Origin of the sequence: Pseudoalteromonas sp. NZS100 (genome assembly GCF_015864815.1) — a bacterium.
GTDB classification, from domain to species: domain Bacteria; phylum Pseudomonadota; class Gammaproteobacteria; order Enterobacterales; family Alteromonadaceae; genus Pseudoalteromonas; species Pseudoalteromonas distincta.
This window is the reverse complement of sequence record NZ_JADYWM010000004.1, coordinates 25,873-44,676: the sequence shown is the minus strand read 5'-3', so window position 1 is coordinate 44,676 and position 18,804 is coordinate 25,873. Positions and strand designations below refer to the sequence as shown.

Annotated in this window: 13 protein-coding genes; 5 read left to right on the top strand and 8 right to left on the bottom strand. The window is 37.4% G+C overall.

Translation table 11 applies throughout. The annotated features are described in order from the left end of the window. From I6E69_RS05205 to I6E69_RS05170, 8 genes are all read right to left on the bottom strand, one after another. Positions 1-1,683, bottom strand: coding sequence for a phosphoethanolamine transferase (locus I6E69_RS05205; protein WP_149981307.1), 1,683 nt, complete (start codon positions 1,681-1,683; stop codon positions 1-3). Between the two features lie 10 nt (positions 1,684-1,693). Then, positions 1,694-3,304: a hypothetical protein gene (locus I6E69_RS05200; RefSeq protein WP_149981306.1), complete on the bottom strand. Its 1,611-nt coding sequence runs from the start codon at positions 3,302-3,304 to the stop codon at positions 1,694-1,696. A gap of 203 nt (positions 3,305-3,507) precedes the next feature. Next, on the bottom strand, positions 3,508-4,266 hold the full coding sequence (locus I6E69_RS05195) for a DUF3108 domain-containing protein (protein ID WP_016899342.1): 759 nt from the start codon (positions 4,264-4,266) through the stop codon (positions 3,508-3,510). A gap of 5 nt (positions 4,267-4,271) precedes the next feature. Then, positions 4,272-5,852, bottom strand: a complete 1,581-nt coding sequence (gene eptA, locus I6E69_RS05190) for a phosphoethanolamine--lipid A transferase EptA (protein WP_149981305.1) — start codon at positions 5,850-5,852, stop codon at positions 4,272-4,274. Next, positions 5,842-6,696 carry a phosphatase PAP2 family protein gene (locus tag I6E69_RS05185; protein WP_149981304.1) on the bottom strand — a complete coding sequence of 285 codons (855 nt, stop codon included), beginning with the start codon at positions 6,694-6,696 and terminating at the stop codon, positions 5,842-5,844. The genes eptA and I6E69_RS05185 overlap by 11 nt, the downstream gene beginning before the upstream one ends. Before the next feature lie 102 nt (positions 6,697-6,798). Further along, positions 6,799-9,018 carry a DUF5916 domain-containing protein gene (locus I6E69_RS05180; RefSeq protein ID WP_149981303.1) on the bottom strand — a complete coding sequence of 740 codons (2,220 nt, stop codon included), beginning with the start codon at positions 9,016-9,018 and terminating at the stop codon, positions 6,799-6,801. Continuing rightward, positions 9,018-10,436 (bottom strand): cell wall metabolism sensor histidine kinase WalK, encoded by a 1,419-nt coding sequence (locus I6E69_RS05175; RefSeq protein WP_149981302.1) that lies wholly within the window; start codon positions 10,434-10,436, stop codon positions 9,018-9,020. Before I6E69_RS05175 ends, I6E69_RS05180 begins: the two co-directional genes overlap by 1 nt. Then, a complete protein-coding gene (locus I6E69_RS05170; RefSeq protein WP_029609916.1) occupies positions 10,436-11,110 on the bottom strand; it encodes a response regulator transcription factor in 675 nt (224 codons plus the stop codon). Before I6E69_RS05170 ends, I6E69_RS05175 begins: the two co-directional genes overlap by 1 nt. Before the next feature lie 330 nt (positions 11,111-11,440). Here I6E69_RS05170 and I6E69_RS05165 point away from each other — a divergent pair, with 330 nt between their 5' ends. The 5 genes from I6E69_RS05165 (at position 11,441) to I6E69_RS05145 (ending at position 18,759) form a co-directional block, all read left to right on the top strand. Next, the gene (locus I6E69_RS05165) at positions 11,441-11,806 is read left to right on the top strand and encodes a hypothetical protein (RefSeq protein WP_149981301.1); all 366 of its coding nucleotides are present in this window, start codon (positions 11,441-11,443) and stop codon (positions 11,804-11,806) included. 107 nt (positions 11,807-11,913) lie between these two features. Next, positions 11,914-12,411, top strand: a complete 498-nt coding sequence (locus I6E69_RS05160; RefSeq protein WP_004589252.1) for a DUF411 domain-containing protein — start codon at positions 11,914-11,916, stop codon at positions 12,409-12,411. Then, complete coding sequence (locus tag I6E69_RS05155) at positions 12,411-13,838, top strand: TolC family protein (RefSeq protein ID WP_004589253.1); 1,428 nt, start codon at positions 12,411-12,413, stop codon at positions 13,836-13,838. Before I6E69_RS05160 ends, I6E69_RS05155 begins: the two co-directional genes overlap by 1 nt. Further along, complete coding sequence (locus I6E69_RS05150; protein WP_004589254.1) at positions 13,838-15,580, top strand: efflux RND transporter periplasmic adaptor subunit; 1,743 nt, start codon at positions 13,838-13,840, stop codon at positions 15,578-15,580. The genes I6E69_RS05155 and I6E69_RS05150 overlap by 1 nt, the downstream gene beginning before the upstream one ends. Positions 15,581-15,594: 14 nt before the next feature. After that, positions 15,595-18,759: an efflux RND transporter permease subunit gene (locus I6E69_RS05145; RefSeq protein ID WP_008467841.1), complete on the top strand. Its 3,165-nt coding sequence runs from the start codon at positions 15,595-15,597 to the stop codon at positions 18,757-18,759. The last annotated feature ends 45 nt before the right edge of the window (positions 18,760-18,804 follow it).

Genomic DNA, 18,804 nt, shown 5'->3' with positions numbered 1-18,804 from the left:
TTAGTTTACTCCTTGAGAAATTGTTGGTGACTTTGCATTTGCTACGGAAACACCATTAGTACAATGATTAAAAGGGTTGTTTTTAGGTTGATAAACTTTTGACTTTACTTGCATTTCAGCAAGTAAAATATCGAATACGTTGTCATGAGATATAGGCTGTTCACTAATTTTATTTAAACAATCTAACTTGGCTTTGTGATGTAATTTATCCCCCCAATAAATCAATGGCACTTTTGTTTGTTCTTCTGGTGCAAATGCGTAAGGTAAACCATGTAAATATACGCCACTTTCGCCCAAAGATTCACCGTGATCAGAAACATAAATCATTGATGTTTTGATATTGTTCTCATTGCTCAATGCTGCAAGTTCTGTGATGATTTCTGACAAGACTAAATCAGTATAAGCAATAGTGTTGTTGTAGGTATTAACCAGTTCCTCTTGACTACAATTTTGGATATCACTTCGTTGACAGTCTGGAGAAAATACTCGTTTATTTTTGGGGTAGCGTCGGTAGTAAGTAGGCCCATGAGAGCCGATCATATGAAGTACAATTAGTGTATTGTCGCTTTCCAATGAATGAAGTTTCTTTCTTAATTCGTCAACCAGCACTTCATCGAAACAGTACTCACCATCACATAATGGATTTTTACTATTAGTAGAAATCTGCTCCGTTTTTACCCTTGAGCAAACGCCTTTGCAGCTACCATTATTATTGCTGATCCAATACACTTCAGCTCCTGCCAAGTGAATTAAATCAACGGCATTTTGTTGTGCTACCGCCACTCTTTTCTCGTAGTTGTTTTTGTTTAACCTTGAAAACATACAAGGTACAGATACCGCAGTTGCTGTTCCACAGGAGGTAACATCTTTAAATGAAACAACGCCTAAGTCTTTAGTTAGGCTATTGGTCTGCTTTTCATAACCATTTAAAGAAAAATTTTGGGATCTTGCTGTTTCACCTAGCACTAAAACAGTAATACTTTTGTTACTATCATCATTTTTAATGGTTGGAGACGTGTCTAACAGGCTGAATTTTAACGGAGGATACAAATAGTTTTTTCGAACATATTTTACTGTTGAATCAATCAAGGCATATGGCGTTAGATAGCCCACTAAATCGCGATTATTTCGGCCAACAGATGCATAGTTTGAATAAAATACTATTGCAATTAGAAATATTACACCGACACTGCCGCTAAGTAATTTTATCCGTGCGAGCAATTCCCCGACAAAAGAACTATAGGTCAATTGAACGTTGGCAATAAGAAGTGAAGGTATTACTCCAAAAAATAGAAAGAACAATATTGCGGAGAAGTTAAAATAAGAAAATGCTTCAGCCGTATCCGTTTCAACTGTATTTTGGATCATGCCATAATCAAAAACTATACCGTATGTCACAGTGCTATAAAAAAGAACAGACGACAATAAAACCAATAAGATGAGTAGTGGTTTTGTTATCCATCGAAAGGATAAAAAGCATTGAACGAAAATAGACAATGCCAATAAAAAAACAGGGACAGACAGTAAGAAAAAAAGATTGTAAGATTCAAGGGCTGTAACCACTGTCGTTATTTTACTTAAAAATGGGAAATTCAAAACTAAAGTGATGTATACGCAGGTATAAATCACTAATTGATTAGTTGTGAGCTTAATTTGGTTTAAAAAATTGATAATTTTGTACACTTAACTTACCTTAGAAAGAATGTTTAGTGGTTATACGAAATTCAACACCATTGACATTGGCATCAGAGGTTAATGGCTTGATAATATCGACATGAATGACACGTGCTTCACTGGTTTGAGTAGAGTAAAATCGAGCACCCAGTCCCACAGAAGTCATCCATGAATCTTGGTTGGTGGTATTATCTGAACTACCGAAAACTCTGCCTGTATCGACAAAAATAGCTCCGCCTAACTCAAGTAATTTATAGATATTGATGTGAGGGTAATAACGAGCTTCAGCCGTAAATTGAGTGCTGTGATCGCCATGCCTGTATTGTAATGGATAACCCCGTAAGCCAGTTTCACCACCTAAGACAATAGGGTTGTCTTGAAATTGATTCTCACTAAATTGACTGTTGTTTTTTAAATAGGCACTCCAGCTATCATTTAATTTATGAAAGTATTCATTATTGACGCTTAATACAGTTCTATTTGCATTGTTGGAATCACTGTAAATTTCCCCACCTAAGGTTGCACTAATAAACCAAAAAGCATCATCAAATATTTCTATGCCTTTTGTTAAACTTGACCGCCAAAGTAATGTTGGTGAGGTATCTGTATTCCCGATATCAGTGCCAACTTGAGTTGTTAAATTCCACCCAAGGTTGAAGTCTTCTATATGATTTATCAGGTTGAGGTTAGATAATTTTCTGAAGTCTTTTTGCAAATACTCAACACTAAGATATGGATATATAAACTCTCTATTAGAAGGTACGACAGAAATTAAATCTGGGTTTTGTATCTCATTAACTGCTGAAAATTCATGCTGTTCATTAGTAAAACCAATACCAAATCTTAATGTATCTTCACTGGAATCATTTTTAAGCCATTGCCAGCTAGCTGTTGAGTAACGTTGATTGTGTTCAAATTGGTTGTAAGTTTTGCCAAGTTTGTATTGGGTATCTATTTGCCTAAAGTTGTCAAAGCCAATATTAAATGCATTGTTGGTATCAAAACTTACAAAGTCTTTCTGTATGAATACAGATTCAGATGTGCCGTCGTCGCTGTTGGTTAGATTAACTTGCGCGTTAATATTATTATTGAGGAATAATGGGAAATTAGTTTTAAATTTATATCCACTGCGTTGATCATTGGTAAACGATTCAAGCTCAGCGTCTATACCCAAGCCTAAGAAATTTCTGTCTTTGATACCAATAGCGTATTTATTCTTTCCCCCCTTACGGCCAAAATCTACTGTTGGCATTAGTGACCAGTTATCCCAAGCTTCAACTGTGATTTTGTCAGAGTTATCGTTTCGAGTTACTCGTGCATTTCTTATGTATTTTTTACTTCTGAGGTGGCGTTCCAGTTCTTCAAGATCTTCTTGGCTTACATCGCACTTTTTGATGAAAAATGCTGCTTCATTGTACAGTGTTTTATTTTTGGTTTTGATATGAAAAAAGTTAGCCCAGCGATGGAGAAAAATAGTGTCTGGATCTTCTAAGTTAAAAATGTCGTAGGTCTTTAATTCTATTTTATCTTTTTGATTACAATTATCGTCAGTTGCATTCGCTGCTTGTGCTCTACAAGTTAAGAAAATTATTGATGTTGCAAGTAGGTTGATAACAAAATGCTTTTTCATAAAGACACCTCTTATGAGTATGGCTTTATGGTAATTTTGTTAACTTAAGATTTGCTTAGTTCAAACTGATAAATGGCAAAGTGTTGCTATTTTTTGCTTAGAAAGGCTTTGCTATTATTGAATTACGGTAGTTAGTTTTAGAAGTTAATTAGAAATGTAGTTTTTATCTTTTATTTGTAGGAAGGTTATGCCGATATTGCTTCTTAATGTTTCTCAATAGAACTTATAAGTAGTGTTGCGACTTCTTCTTCCTTGTGTTCTTGTAAAAGCATAATAGGAATATAGTCGTAATCAATTGCCAGCCAAATATGCGTCTTTCTAGTACTATTTTTTCTAATCCTGCTTAACTTGATGCAATTAAGTTCCCCAAGAGGTGTGTCAATAGTAACTCGTCCACCATTCAGGAAGTTAAATTCTTTGAAGCCACTTGTATCATAAACGGTGTAATGCAATTGTTTTACATTAGAAAACCCATCGTTTTTCAGTGCGTCAAGCCTTAACATTTCAAACACAAATAGTGGGTCTAACACGTCATCTTTTAAGGTTTGCTCACTAATATCGCCATTCATTTTAGCTATTAAAGTTTGGTTATTATGATCAAAATTTAACTGTAAATGTTTATCTTTTTTAAAAGTTCTCGAATCTTTTCCTTTATAGCTCAGTAACGCTACTTTATTGTCCTGCCATAGAAAATTACTTATCTCACTCGTATCTATGCTATAGAAAAAAATTGATGCGCTAGTATTGAATGATAACGAATAAGAAGTATTATTTTTACTTAGTTTTCTTGTGGCTCGACCATATTTTTTCTTGCCCCGTAATACACTATATTTCGCGGTATATAAATTCAATTCAGATGTTTCTTCAGAACCACTTTTAATAAGAGGGGCAGCAGTTATTGGTAAGGCAAAATAAAGCATTACCAATATAATAATTTTAATAACGCTGTTGTAGTTCAACATAATTTCTAATGTTCACCAGAGTTATGCAATACATCAAGCGTACTATCATATATTGATGACTCAAGGCTAAGCGCTCCTAAAACGGTATGAAAGACATTAAACTGATTATGGCTATTAGCTTGATTTAAGTTTTTAAGCTTTAAATTTCTTGCATCTAAAAAAGTATCTGATGCCCAAAATAAAAATGGGATATCTTTTTGATAATCTGGTGCAAATGAATATGGTGTGCCATGCAAGTAAAGTCCATGCTCACCAAGTGACTCACCGTGATCAGAAATATACATCATTGCTGATGAAGTTTTCGCTAAGGTTTGTAACTCCATTATCAGTGTCGTCAGGAAATGATCGGTATACAGCAGGGTATTATCGTAGGAATTAATCAACTCCTCCGGGCTACATTTGCTAATTTCCTCATCACGGCAGACAGGAGTGAATTGGTTAAATTCTTTTGTGTATCGTGAATAGTAGCTTGGTCCATGGCTCCCTTTAGTATGCAAAACAACAAAGATCTTTTGTTTATCAGATGAATCGATAGCGTTAATTAAATTAGTCAGTAGTACTTCATCTAACTTACAGCCTTCACCCACGCAGTCAGCTCGTAATTCACCCGCCTCGGTATAACTTGTTACTTTTATTGGTGGTTCACCCCAGTTATTGGTTCGCCACTGTACATCAACGCCATGTCGGGCTAAGTAAGTTGGTAATGCTTCAAAGTCTAAGTATTGATCACTAGGTGCTAAAATACATGCCAGAGAACCTGTGGTATAGGTAGTGCAGGATTTTGTATTGTTCAGCACTAGTAGGTTCGGCTGTTCTGCGAGCTTTGGGTTAGTTAATTTAGAATAGCCATACAATGAGAAATTGGCAGCACGAGCAGTTTCACCAATGACCAATACAAAGACTGTTTTATTGTTATCCAGAAAATGGCCATCTGGTAACGCTTTCTGTCCGTCAGTTGTTCTATTTATAGATGAGTAATATCTACCTGAATTTATTATGTATGACCAAGGTAAAATCTTTCCGCCTAAAACGCTTGCATGCTTATCAATCCAAAGCCAACTAGTAGAATTCGTATACAAGAATGCACCAGAGACTACTAAAGCAATTGACGCGTTACCTAATATTTTTACTCTATCAACTTGTTTAATTTTTATTAAGGCAACAAAGCAAGCTGGCATTAAACCCAACATTATTATCGGGAAAACTAAGCTTACGGTGAGTAGTTCAATAGATTCTGAATAGCGGGTGTTAAATATATTTCCCATCATGGTTCTATCTAGCACCACTTGATAGTTACTCATGTAATATATAGCGGAAGCATTTAAAACAGTGATGATTACGAGAAATATTTTCAGAACTGTTGGTGAAATAAGCGCTAGCAATGAAAATATGGTGTATGAAAAGATAAATACTATCACAACAGTAGATAGAAATATTCCAAGTCCGCTAGTGCTCCATACATTGGTGTTTTGATTAACATACTCTAACAGCACCAAATTGTAAGCAAACGTCATTACAATGCTTACCCAAAAAGTGAAGCTGCTTGCCTTCAAAATTGAAATTTTAGAAAGGGCCTTAGTGTTCATTTTGTAATATTGATTTTAATGTGATGTATGTACCAACAATAGCGCTTACTGAAATTGCTATCCAAATTATAGTTAGTTCAGGAAGCTTTCCACTGATAGTACATACTAAAAGGATGAAGCAAAATCCAAGGACAAAATATCCTAAAATAGCAGGCTTTACTTTTGCCCAATTCCACCATTTTGAATAATATCTTGATAAGTATTCGCCACTTAACCCTGAAACAGTGCCTATTATTGCTCCAAATGCTAAATCTGCGGGCCAATGAGCACCGACAGCGACTCTAGAAATGGCGACTACTGTAGCGACCATAAGCGATAAATATATCCAATACGTTTTATGTTTCTCACTGATTTTAGCTTCTCTTAAAAGAACAAATACCATTGCAGAGATTGCTGTAAAAATCGTAATAGTATGACCAGATGGAAAACTTGTATAAGCAGTCAGGGTGTCACCAATAATAGTAAATTGATGATGTTCTAAAACAGCAGCGGGTCTAGGAATGGCAAAGAAACTTTTACCTAAATGACTAAGTGCGCAAGCGAGAGGAACAGCTCCGAACATAGCTGCCCACATTCTCGTATTTATAAGGCAAATGAAGGAAAGCAGCGGAATTAAAATCAGAGCATCTCCCAAGTACGTAATATTGTGCCAAATTTCACTGGGTAGTATTTGCAGAGCGTTATTACTGATAGAAAAGATATCTTTTTGGCTGGCGATATAGGCGTCTTTATTCATTGCCATACTTACCATTACGGCACTCATTAAACATATAAAGCTTATAAGCTTCCAATAAGGAAAACTGCCTTTAGGATATTGTTGACCAATTGTTAGCTTTACTGGCATAAAATCACCCCAATGTTGGTGATTACATGCTAAAAATTAAAACTTAAGTTTTGCTTAGTTGAAACTGAAACTTTAAATAAGATTGATTGAATGTTGCCTTAATCAAAAATGAAGTCGAATTTTCGCAAATAGATTATGAGCATCTTTTGCATTTATTGATTGTTTATAAAGGTTTCTTTTTCCAAACTTCGCGAGATCGTCTTCAAATTCCCCACCAAAACTATAGCTGAGGTAAAGCGCGGTTAATTTACTTAAAGAATATTTATAGCGAAGCTGGAAAGCACTTTCAGAAAATGAAAAATCATCTTGGTTTTTAGAGCCTATCAACTCACCCTGTGTATCAACGATGTATTGATTTAGGTGATTTGCTTTCCCGATAACAGACTCAAGTTTAAAACGTACTTCCTGACTTTCACTAATTTGATAATCTACACTTAGTTCAATGCCTTGCTCTGTGAAGTTAAATTCATCGACGGTATTACCGTCATCCCATTCAAGCCAACTATCACTATTGTATTGTGATACCGTTAGTCCAATGTGTAGTAGAGTACTAATCTGCTGCTCAATGCTCACTTCAGCGTTGTAAAAGTTACCAGACAACCCCTCCGTTCCCATCTCAATTGCCACTCCAACGCTTCCCCAGTCATATTCTGGAGAATTCAGTTCAAGTTCGGCTATATAAAAGGACGGTAGCCATACGGAATTATTCCCTCGCGTTAGTAAATCATCATATCCAGACGAACCCAACTCCAAAGAAAGTTGATATTCAAATTCTGCATTTGTCACCAATTCAACACCTGCACCAACAATACGAGGTAGTTTTTCATTTTGGTGGTTCTTTTTTAATTCAGTTTCAAACGCAAATGTAACATCTCTTATCGACCATCTATCTAAATCTGGAATTTGAAATTGATATTCATATTCAAATTGCTTGCGATTGACTCGTTTGACATAGCCGATGTCATTTAATTGTAAGTCTTCTCCATAGTTAAAAAGACTAAACTCATGACTATGCTGCTCGGATGACTCTGTACTTCCTGTCAGCCACCAACCGAGGTCGCTCGTTGTTTCAGGTCCTTGTTCGATATCAGATCTGATTATACCGAAATTTAGCTCAGTACTATCTGAGTATGCATAATTGAAATCAGACTCAATAATAATTGCATTTCGTTCAATGCTAGGCGTATTAACCTTATTAAGTGAAGCGCCAAATTTGTTAGCACCTAAACGGTACTGGCCTCTGAACAACCAAAAATCCCTACCAGAGTTCCCGCTATCGGCACTTTCAAATGCAGATAAAAGCCCAAAATCTAATTGTTCTCTACTTATTGTGTATTTAATTGCAGAATCCAACTCACCTGAATAGTCTTCATCATAATATGACTCCCCGCCAATTCTTGGCGTATGTACTACTCTGAGAGACTCTGGCCCTGAAACTTCAAATAAACTTTGACTATCATTGAAAAAAGGTCGTTTTTCTGAGAAAAAGCTTTCTATGGCTGAAAAATTAACGACTAACTCATCTGATTCCACCTGTCCAAAGTCAGGGTTTATGGTGGCACTTAATTGCTGACTTTTAGTAGGTTTCCAAAACAATTCAACCCCTATATCAGTAGAGTTTTTGTTGTTCGTAATGTCTCGATTAGCCGAAATGTATGGAAAAATATCTAGGCTCGACTGATTGTTAATTTCAACTTTTTGTTTGCTGAAATTTGTTAAAAAACTATTCATTGAAGCGTTTGCCGGAATTGATGAATAGGTTGCATTAGTGGATTCATCAAAACGGGTAATAGAAAGGCCGAATTCATTCTGCTCTTGAATGGCAAAAGACATAGCAGTCCAAGGGATATAAACTTCAGTGCTCCACGAATCGGTAAATACTTTAGTTTTGAAGTTCCATTGATTGCCCCAATCTAAATCTAACTCTTTATTTTGCTTATAGATACCATCATAATAATATCCTTGATGATTGACTGAAAATACATAACTCGTTTGCTCGGTATTATTCATATCTATCATTAGTTGAATATGATCATTGGTAAAAAGCGAGTCGTTTTCTTGTGTCCTTACTCTTAATGGTTGCTTAGTTGTTGCCACAACAGCTATGTATATGCCGTGGTCAGTTGTTATTATTTGATAAGAAAAGTTGCTCTCTACCTTTGTTAGCGTTTGTGGAACAACTTGGTAATTAACTGTGTTTCTCTTCGCGCTTTGCCAACCTGAATCATTCAGAGAGCCATCAACGACAACTTCAGTTGCAAAGGCAATACTTGAAGCAAACAGATAAAGAAGTTGTAAAGAAGCGTTAAAAGACTTGTTCATTACAGCGATACAGTAAATGTTATTTTCTTCTCAACTAGCGATACTGAAACAGTTGCTCCAATTTTTTCACAGTAGGATTTTACTATTGCTAAACCTAATCCAAATCGCTCTGTTGATGTTCTTGATTCGTCTTTTTGCCATAAAGGATCAAAAAACAATTTAAGCTCATTTTCTTGATAATTTTCGTAGCAGATATTTGAAATTTTGATTAAAGCATTTCTATTATCAATTTTTGATGTTGTTATCTCTATTCCTGAATTAGTTGGACTATAAAAGATTGCATTGTTAATTAAATTTGATAACACAGTTTCTAAAGCAAATTTGTTGGTATTTACTATTAATGAAGGTATATCAAAAAGAAGTGTAATATCTCTATCGTCTGAATTTTCTCTTGAGATAATGTTACTAATTAGATCTGTTAGGTTAATTTTGCTAGTTTCTAACTCATGGCTACTACTACTTTTTTGTAATAGCATGATGCTACTAACGATATTTTTTAAGCGATAGGATATTCCATGGACATCGCTTGCAAGGTTATCTGATATTTCCTTTTCATGAGGAAACTTTAAGGCAACTTCGCTCAAACTTATAAGCTCTGCAATTGGTGTTTTTAATTCGTGAGCAATGTCAGAAGCCATTCTCTGCTCTCGAATGTACAGAATATGATTTTCTTTAATAAACTGATTAACGCCTTCAGCTATCGGAACGAGTTCTTGCGGTAAAAATTCTACTGAAACTTCCGGGTTTTTAGAGTTTAAACTTATTTTTCTTAGCTGCTGACTGAGTTCACTAATTGGTTTTAAACTCCTATAAACAACAAGTTTGACAATTATTCTTATAATAAATACGGAAAATATAGATGTGAAAATAAAAATAATATCAACAAACCAGAGGATATAGTCTAACTCTTCTCTACTTAGCGCATAGGCAAGTTCCATTGGTTGTTGATTCTTTGCAAATTCTTCTCTGCTTATACCGAGTATTTCACGAATGTCAGAGTCAACCTGAGGAAAAAACTTTGTATACAGCATCCTGCCATTTCTACCGTCTGGTAATACGGTATCTTGAATAATAAATTCATGTAGTTTTACATCTAATCTAGAGAGAGCTTTTATTTCAAAAAGCTCTAGAGTGTCAGATCTCTCAAATACTTCGCTTTTGTACCAAAGTTGGAAATATTCAGGGTTTTCTTTGCCTTCAAATTCCGGCATAAATTCCCCAGCAAAATCAAATTCTATTCCGTTTTCATCTTCTTCAACTAATGTTTCAAGTAGTCCAACTTTGTTGATCATGGCTCGGTCAAACTCATCACTAATCCATGTATCAACACTGATATCAGTTGCTAATAAGATACAAATTAAGAGTAATGAGATTGAAATTGATAGATAGTGACTTAGCTTTTTATGAATTGAATTCATTAATGACTCTCAACGAAGTAGCCAAAGCCACGCTTGGTTTTAATTGGAAGCTCGTAACCAATAGCTCTTACTTTTTTCCGAGCAGAAGAAAGGTGAGCCTCTATAGAATTTTTTGCAATTGCATCATATTGTCCGGCTAGGTATTCGCTGAGCTTTTCAGAAGAAATGACTTTTCCTTGACTGGAAAATAAGCATTCAACCACTTTGTATTCATTAGGGGTTAGCTGAGCATCTTTACCACCACATCTTAATTGTTTTAAATGTAAATCTAGTGATACGGCACCAATATTAATACTGTTAGCGTTCACATTCAAAGTACCGCGCCGCATTAAACAGAGTAAACGGACATGCAGTTCGTCAAAAGAAAAAGGTTTAGTAAGGTAGTCATCAGCACCGTTCAGCAACCCTTCAACTTTATCTTCAGTAAGGTCTTTCGCAGACAAAATTAATACACGGATATCTTTTCCTGCCTGACGAATTGCCTTTAATATTGAAGTACCATCGACAGAGGGTAACATTAAGTCGAGAATTAGTAGCGAATAATCTCCAGACAAAGCCATGCTTAGTCCCTCAGAGCCATCACCAGTATCATCCACGGTGAAACCGAGGTTGGTTAATCCTACCCTTAAACTTCGTCTAAGTGATATTGAATCTTCGATAACTAAAACTTTCACTGATAAATACCTTTCATAAATATTTTCCAAAGTATCACTGTAAACTTAAGATTAGCTGATTTTTTACTTAATTTATTAAATAGTTGTTTCATCAAAGTTTCTTGCTTCCCCTCTAATTTTACATTTAAATTTGAGTTTATTTAGCAAATATTATTGAAATAATAAGTAAAAGGAATTTCAGTGTCAGCACAAGTGAACTAGCTTCGGGCAATGAAATGGCACTTTAGGGTTAGATGTTGACAAAATAACTCATAAGTGTTTGCAGCTTTTCTGTTTACTTATTCAAATAAATATATTAGATTTTCAATTGTATTTCTTAAAGAGAGTCTTATGTCTAAAGTATTTTTAAAAGTCTTAGTAATGACGCTTATGCTGGTTGCCTTTGTTGGGCAAGCATTTGCGTATTCTGCTATGCCTTGCGAAATGTCATCAGGTTCTCACGAATCACACATGAACATGAACATGAACATGAACATGGATCATGGTGATATGAATAAAAGCAGTAATGGTCAATCAGAAGATTGTTGTGACGTTGAATGTATTTGTCCTGCAAATGCTTGCTCATCTACGACAGTCCTAAATTCCAGTATTGATTCGACAGATATTCAAATATTCAGTGAATCTGTAGCTGCTCTGCAATCTAAACAACCTCATTCAATTTCCACTTCCCTTTATCGTCCACCAATTTTTGCCTAATACAGGATTAGTGCGTCCAAATTTCTCGCACATGTAATTAATTTTTCTGTTAGTCAATATAGCGTCGTAGCGCTATAGATATTTTCCAGCGATGTCTGGGGGCAAAAATGATCAATAAGTATTTAAAAATAGCAGTAGTAATGCTGCTTTCACCTGCGTTTGCAAACGCCAACGAACATAACCATGCACACAATAACGACGTAACACCTTTGGAGTTAATCGTTTATAAAACCCCTACTTGTGGGTGTTGTAAAAAATGGATAACTCATATTGAAGACAAAGGGATCGTTGCGCATTCCAAAGATTTCCGAAACATCGGCAACATCAAAACTAAGTATGGTATCAAACCTAATTACCGTTCATGCCACACGGCAGTGAGTAGAAATGGATTTGCCTTTGAAGGTCATATACCTGCTAAATTTATTCAGCAGTTCTTATCAGAAGAACATCCCAATGCGATTGGGCTTTCAGTTCCAGCAATGCCAGTTGGCTCTCCCGGTATGGAAGTCGATGACCGCTTTATGCCATACAACGTGTTAATTCTATTTAAAGATGGAACGAGCAAAGTCTATGCAAAAGTTAAGACATACGAGGAGCAATTCTAATGAAATTGAACTCTTCAAACCTTACTTCACTTTCAACTGCATTAATACTCGGCTTATCTGTATTCTCAGCTCAAGCTGAGAAAGTAGTGTCGCTTGAACAAGCTATCACCTTAGCTCAGCAAAATGATCCTTGGCTTCATGGTAGCCGATTGAAACAAAGTGCAGTTGAAAATAGAAGTATTGCTTCAGGTACTTTGCCTGATCCGAAAGTATCGCTAGGGATAATGAATTTACCAACAGATACTTGGGATTTAGATCAGGAAGGAATGACTCAGCTAAAGGTTGGCGTCTCTCAAATGTTTCCGAGAGGCGACAGTCTAGAGATCAAGAAAGACCAGTTACAAATTGAGTCCACGAAATTTCCACTGTTACGAGAGGATCGTAAAGCTAAGTTGAAAAGCCAAGTGTCACAACTTTGGTTAGATGCTTACTTAGCCCAACAAACTATTAAATTGATTGAAGATGATTGGTCTCTCTTTGAGCAGATGGCGGAAGTGGCTAAAGCTAGCTATTCAAACGTTGTTGGTAAAACTAGACAGCAAGATGTTATTCGTGCTCAGTTGGAAATCGTGCAGTTAGATGACAGATTAACTTCGCAAAAGCAGAAACTAGAAACGACAATCGCTCGTCTCAATGAGTGGCTTCATATTTACGATGCGGATCGTTTGAATGAATCATTCAACTTTGACGCGCAACCATTAGAGTTTAGCGTCTCAAAAGAATTGCCTTCGATTCAATTGAATAATCCAACAGTCCTAAAAGCATCTAATTACTCAAGAAATCTATTGGCTCAGGAGCTTTCGAATCACCCAGCCATACTTGCGATTGATATAAAACGCAAAGCTTCAGAAAAAGGAATTGAGTTAGCCAAACAGCAATATGAGCCGCAATGGGGTGTTAATGCTAGTTATGCCTATCGCGACAATATGCCCTCTGGTGATAGCCGAGCTGATTTATTTTCTGTTGGGGTAACGTTTGATTTACCCTTGTTTACCGAGAACAGACAAGATAAGCAAGTTGCAGCTTCTATTGCAGATTCAGAGACTATTAAAACCGAGAAACTATTACTGACAAAGCAAATGATCAGTGTTTTAGAAAAAGAACTAAGACAGCTTAAACGCTTATCAGATAGACAATCTATCTATCAAGAACAACTCCTTAAACAAACTCATGACCAAGCAGAAGCGTCATTGACAGCCTACACAAATGATGATGGCGATTTTGCCGAAGTTGTTCGAGCAAGAATTGCCGAATTAAATACCAGAATATCAGCTTTAAGAATTGATGTTGACGCACTTAAAACAGTTGCTCGTATCAACTATTTCTTTGCGCATTCTCAATCTAACTCAAATGCTGAACATAAGTCGATGCAAACTTCACACAAAACTAATCAGCACTTATCCAGTCAGCAATTTGGAGAAAAATAATGTCAACGAATACAAAAACAATTATTGCCATCATCATTGGGGCAGCACTTGGTGCTGGAGCATTGAGTTTATATCAAGGTACTGGCTCAAACAGTAATAGTAATGAAGCAACATCAGGAGAAAAAAAGCCTCTGTATTGGGTTGCACCGATGGATTCTAATTACCGCCGGGACAAGCCCGGTAAGTCGCCTATGGGGATGGATCTAATTCCAGTGTATGAGGAAGGATCATCTGGTGATGACTTTGGCCCCGGAGCAGTAAAAATTGCGCCTCATGTAGTGAATAACCTTGGGGTTCGCACTGCACCTGTTGAACTGAAAAATATGCATACTGAAATCTCAACGGTAGGTTATGTTCAATATGATGAAGATAAGCTAATTCATATCCACCCACGGGTTGATGGCTGGATTGATAAACTTTACATCAAAGCAGCAGGTAACCCTGTAGAGAAAGGGCAGCCTCTTTATACACTATATTCTCCTCAGTTAGTTAATGCTCAGGAAGAGCTGTTAATAGCGTTAAAGCGCAACAATAGTTCTTTAATTTCAGCAGCCAAAGATCGCCTAAAAGCGTTACAGCTTTCAGCAGACTTTGTTCAAAAGCTAGAAAAGACACGAAAGGTTCAGCAAACAATTACCTTTTATTCACCACAAGCAGGTGTTGTCGATGGTTTGAAGGTTAGAGAAGGTTTTTATGTAAAGCCGGGAAACACCTTATTAAGCATTGGCCAGCTAGATCAAGTTTGGGTTGAAGCAGAAGTGTTTGAACGTGACGCAGCCTTAATTAAAAAAGGACTTCCTGTATCAATGACACTGGATTATTTACCCGGTGAGGACTGGGCTGGTGTCGTTGATTATGTTTATCCAACATTGAACAGTAAAACACGCACACTCCGAGTGAGATTGAAATTTGATAACACAGACTATCAATTAAAACCAAATATGTTTGCACAAGTCTCTATTCACGCTAATCAAGCTGATAGCACCATCCTCGTGCCTAAAGAAGCCGTTATTAGAACAGGTAAACAGGACAGAGTAGTACTTGCGTTAGGTGATGGGCAATTTAAATCTATTGAAGTGACTATTGGCCGGGTTGATATCGACAGCATCGAAATATTAGACGGCTTAAATGAAGATGACGTTGTGGTGACATCTGCCCAATTCTTGATTGATTCTGAATCAAGTAAAAGCTCTGACTTTAAACGAATGACTCATGATGAAGTGCCTAACTCTGTTTGGATGCAAGGGGATGTTAATAGTGTTATGGCAGGGCACCGCATGGTTAATATTTCACATGGCCCTGCTGAAGCTTGGGATTGGCCTGAAATGGTTATGGATTTTACTGTGGCTGAAAAAGTCGATATTGACTCATTAAAGTCAGGTCAATCTTTGCACTTTGAAGTGAGCAAAACCGAAGACGGTGGATATGAAATTACTGGAATTCATATCATGAGTGAGCCTGAAGTATCATCAGCAACAGTATCTGGTTTGATTAATGCGATTGATATTGATACACGGATTCTAAATATTAGCAGAGGCCCAATAGAGAAATGGGATAGACCTGCTGCGACGATGGATTTTATCGTCGCGGACAATATAGAAATGGTTGATTTCAATGTCGGTGATAATGTCACTTTCACTTTTGAGGTTAGAGATGACTTAGTTATCACTGACATTTCTCTTGAATCAGATGAACAACACGGCAAGGAAAATAAAGCTGCTGTTGATCATTCTAATCATTAAGTGGGAGAAAAATAATGATTGAATCAATTATTAGATGGTCTATCGGCAATCGTTTCTTTGTTTTGTTGATTACCTTAATTATCGCGTTTGGTGGTTTGTATTCATTACAAAAAACACCAGTAGATGCACTCCCCGATCTTTCTGATGTGCAGGTGATAATTAAGACGAGCTATCCGGGACAGGCACCACAAGTAGTGCAGGATCAAGTGACATTTCCTCTTACTACAGCGATGTTATCAGTGCCGGGGGCGCAAACTGTTCGTGGTTACTCATTTTTTGGTGATTCCTACGTCTACATTATTTTTGATGACGATACTGATTTGTATTGGGCTAGAAGCAGAGTACTTGAATACTTAAGCCAAGTAGCATCAAGCCTGCCTGATTCGGCAAAACCTCAATTAGGACCTGATGCAACAGGTGTGGGTTGGGTATACATTTACGCTTTAACAGATAAGTCTGGAAACCATGATCTAAGCCAATTAAGAAGCATTCAAGACTGGTTCTTAAAGTATGAACTACAAACTGTTCCGGGCGTGTCCGAAGTTGCCGCCGTTGGTGGTATGGTTAAGCAGTATCAAGTGCAAGTAGATCCTGATAAATTGAGAGCTTACGATATTCCTCTAAGTTTAATACAAATAGCCTTACAAAAAGGGAACAAAGAAACTGGCGCATCCGTTGTGGAAATGGCTGAAGCTGAATATATGGTTACCGCAACGGGGTATATTCAATCAGTTAGTGATATAGAGAAAATCCCACTTGGTATTAACGAACAAGGCACACCATTGCGTATTGGTGATGTTGCTACCGTTAATTTAGGGCCTCAAATGCGCCGTGGTATCGCAGAGCTTAATGGTGAAGGCGAAGTTGTTGGTGGTGTTGTCGTTATGCGCTTTGGTGAAAACGCTCAACAAACCATAAACGGGGTAAAAGAAAAACTTGAATCGCTTAAATCTTCTCTACCAGAGGGGGTGGAGATTGTCCCTGTTTATGACAGATCGAAGTTAATAGATCGTGCTGTTGATAATCTTTGGAGCAAGTTGCTAGAGGAGCTTGCAGTCGTTGCTATTGTCTGTGTGGCTTTCCTATTTCATCTTCGCTCATCTATTGTGGCAGTTGTTACTCTGCCATTAGGTATCTTGGTGTCGTTCATTATCATGTATATGCAAGGCATCAATGCCAACATTATGTCTTTAGGCGGTATCGCTATTGCGATTGGTGCGATGACTGATGGTGCAATAGTGATGATTGAAAATATGCACAAGCATATGGAGAAAACACCACTAACAGATGAAAATCGCTGGCAAATTGTTGCTAAGGCTGCGAGTGAAGTAGGCCCTGCACTATTTTTTAGCTTACTGATCATTACAGTCTCATTCTTACCTGTATTTATCTTGGAAGCGCAAGAAGGAAGAATGTTCTCTCCGCTCGCCTATACAAAAACCTATGCAATGGCGGCATCAGCAGGTTTGGCGATCACATTGGTGCCTGTTTTGATGGGCTACTTTATTCGAGGCAAAGTTGTTTCTGAAAAGAAAAACCCGTTAAACCGATTATTGATTGCTATCTACATGCCTGTTTTAAAGCAAGTCATGAAGTTTCCAAAATCGACAATAGTAGCAGCAATATTAGTGACTATCGTTGGCTTTTGGCCTGTCGATAAAATTGGTAGTGAATTCATTCCGCCATTGGATGAAGGCGATCTCATGTATATGCCTACTACCTATCCCGGTATTTCAATTGGTAAAGCAAGGGAGTTATTGCAGCAAACAGACAAGCTTATTCGCACTGTGCCAGAAGTTGAAACTGTATTTGGTAAAGTAGGAAGAGCTGAAACTGCAACCGATCCTGCACCTTTAACCATGATTGAAACCTTTATTCAATTGAAGCCACAAGAGCAGTGGCGAGAGGGTGTGACTACTGAATCGTTAAAAGCTGAGTTTGATAAATTGGTTAAGTTTCCGGGCTTAACGAATGCTTGGGTTATGCCAATCAAGACCCGAATCGACATGTTAGCAACAGGCATAAAAACGCCTGTGGGTATTAAAGTCGCCGGACCAGAGCTTGATGTGATTCAGGAAATCGGCCAACAAATAGAGCAAATTTTACCCGAAGTTACAGGCACAGCATCAGTTTACTCAGAGCGAGTTGCAGGTGGACGATATATCAAGGTTGATATTTCACGCGATAAGGCAAGTCGCTTTGGGTTAAACATCGAAGATGTTCAACAAGTGGTTTCTACAGCTATTGGTGGTATGAACGTTACCCAAACGGTAGAAGGTCAAGAGCGTTACCCTGTTAACTTACGCTATCCGCAAGACTATCGAGACTCTCCTGAGCAGCTATCACGATTACCTGTTGTAACACCAAGTGGTCAACGCATTGCACTAGGTGATGTCGCAGATATTCGAGTTGAGAACGGTCCGCCGGGGATTAAGAGTGAAAATGCTCGTTTAAATGGCTGGACGTTTATCGATATAGACGGTGTTGACGTAGGTACTTATGTTGAAAGTGCAAAAATACACTTGGCTAATAATCTAAAACTACCAGCAGGTTATTCAATTACTTGGGCTGGGCAATACGAATATATGGAAAGAGCGAAAGAAAAGCTCACCTATGTATTGCCTTTAACACTCGCCATTATTGTTATTCTACTTTACTTAAACTTCAGAGCGTTTAGTGAGGTGGCTATCATTATCGTTACCTTGCCGATGGCGATGATTGGTGGCTTATGGTTGATGTATCTGGAAGGGTTTAACTTCTCTGTGGCTGTTGGCGTGGGCTTTATTGCTCTAGCTGGGGTAGCGGTTGAGATTGGTGTGATAATGTTGGTCTATCTCAATCAGGCACTTGCTGAGCTTAAGGAAAAAGCTGAAGAGCGAGCTGAACCTATCTCTGATGATGCATATCAAGATGCATTATTGCACGGTGCAGGCTTACGAGTTCGTCCAGTAATGATGACAGTTGCAACAATCATTATCGGCTTGATGCCCATTTTATATGGTACAGGAACAGGTTCGGAGATTATGAGTCGTATTGCTGCACCTATGGTAGGCGGAATGACAAGTGCTGTGCTACTCACTCTTATTGTGCTCCCAGTAATTTACTCAATCGTTAAAAAGCCAGAATTAAACGCCTTTAACAAGGAGCTTTCTAAGGCGGAGCTAAAAAGTAATGCTTAGCGAAGTTAAGAAACCATAAATAGCAATTTCAATAAACTAAAATAG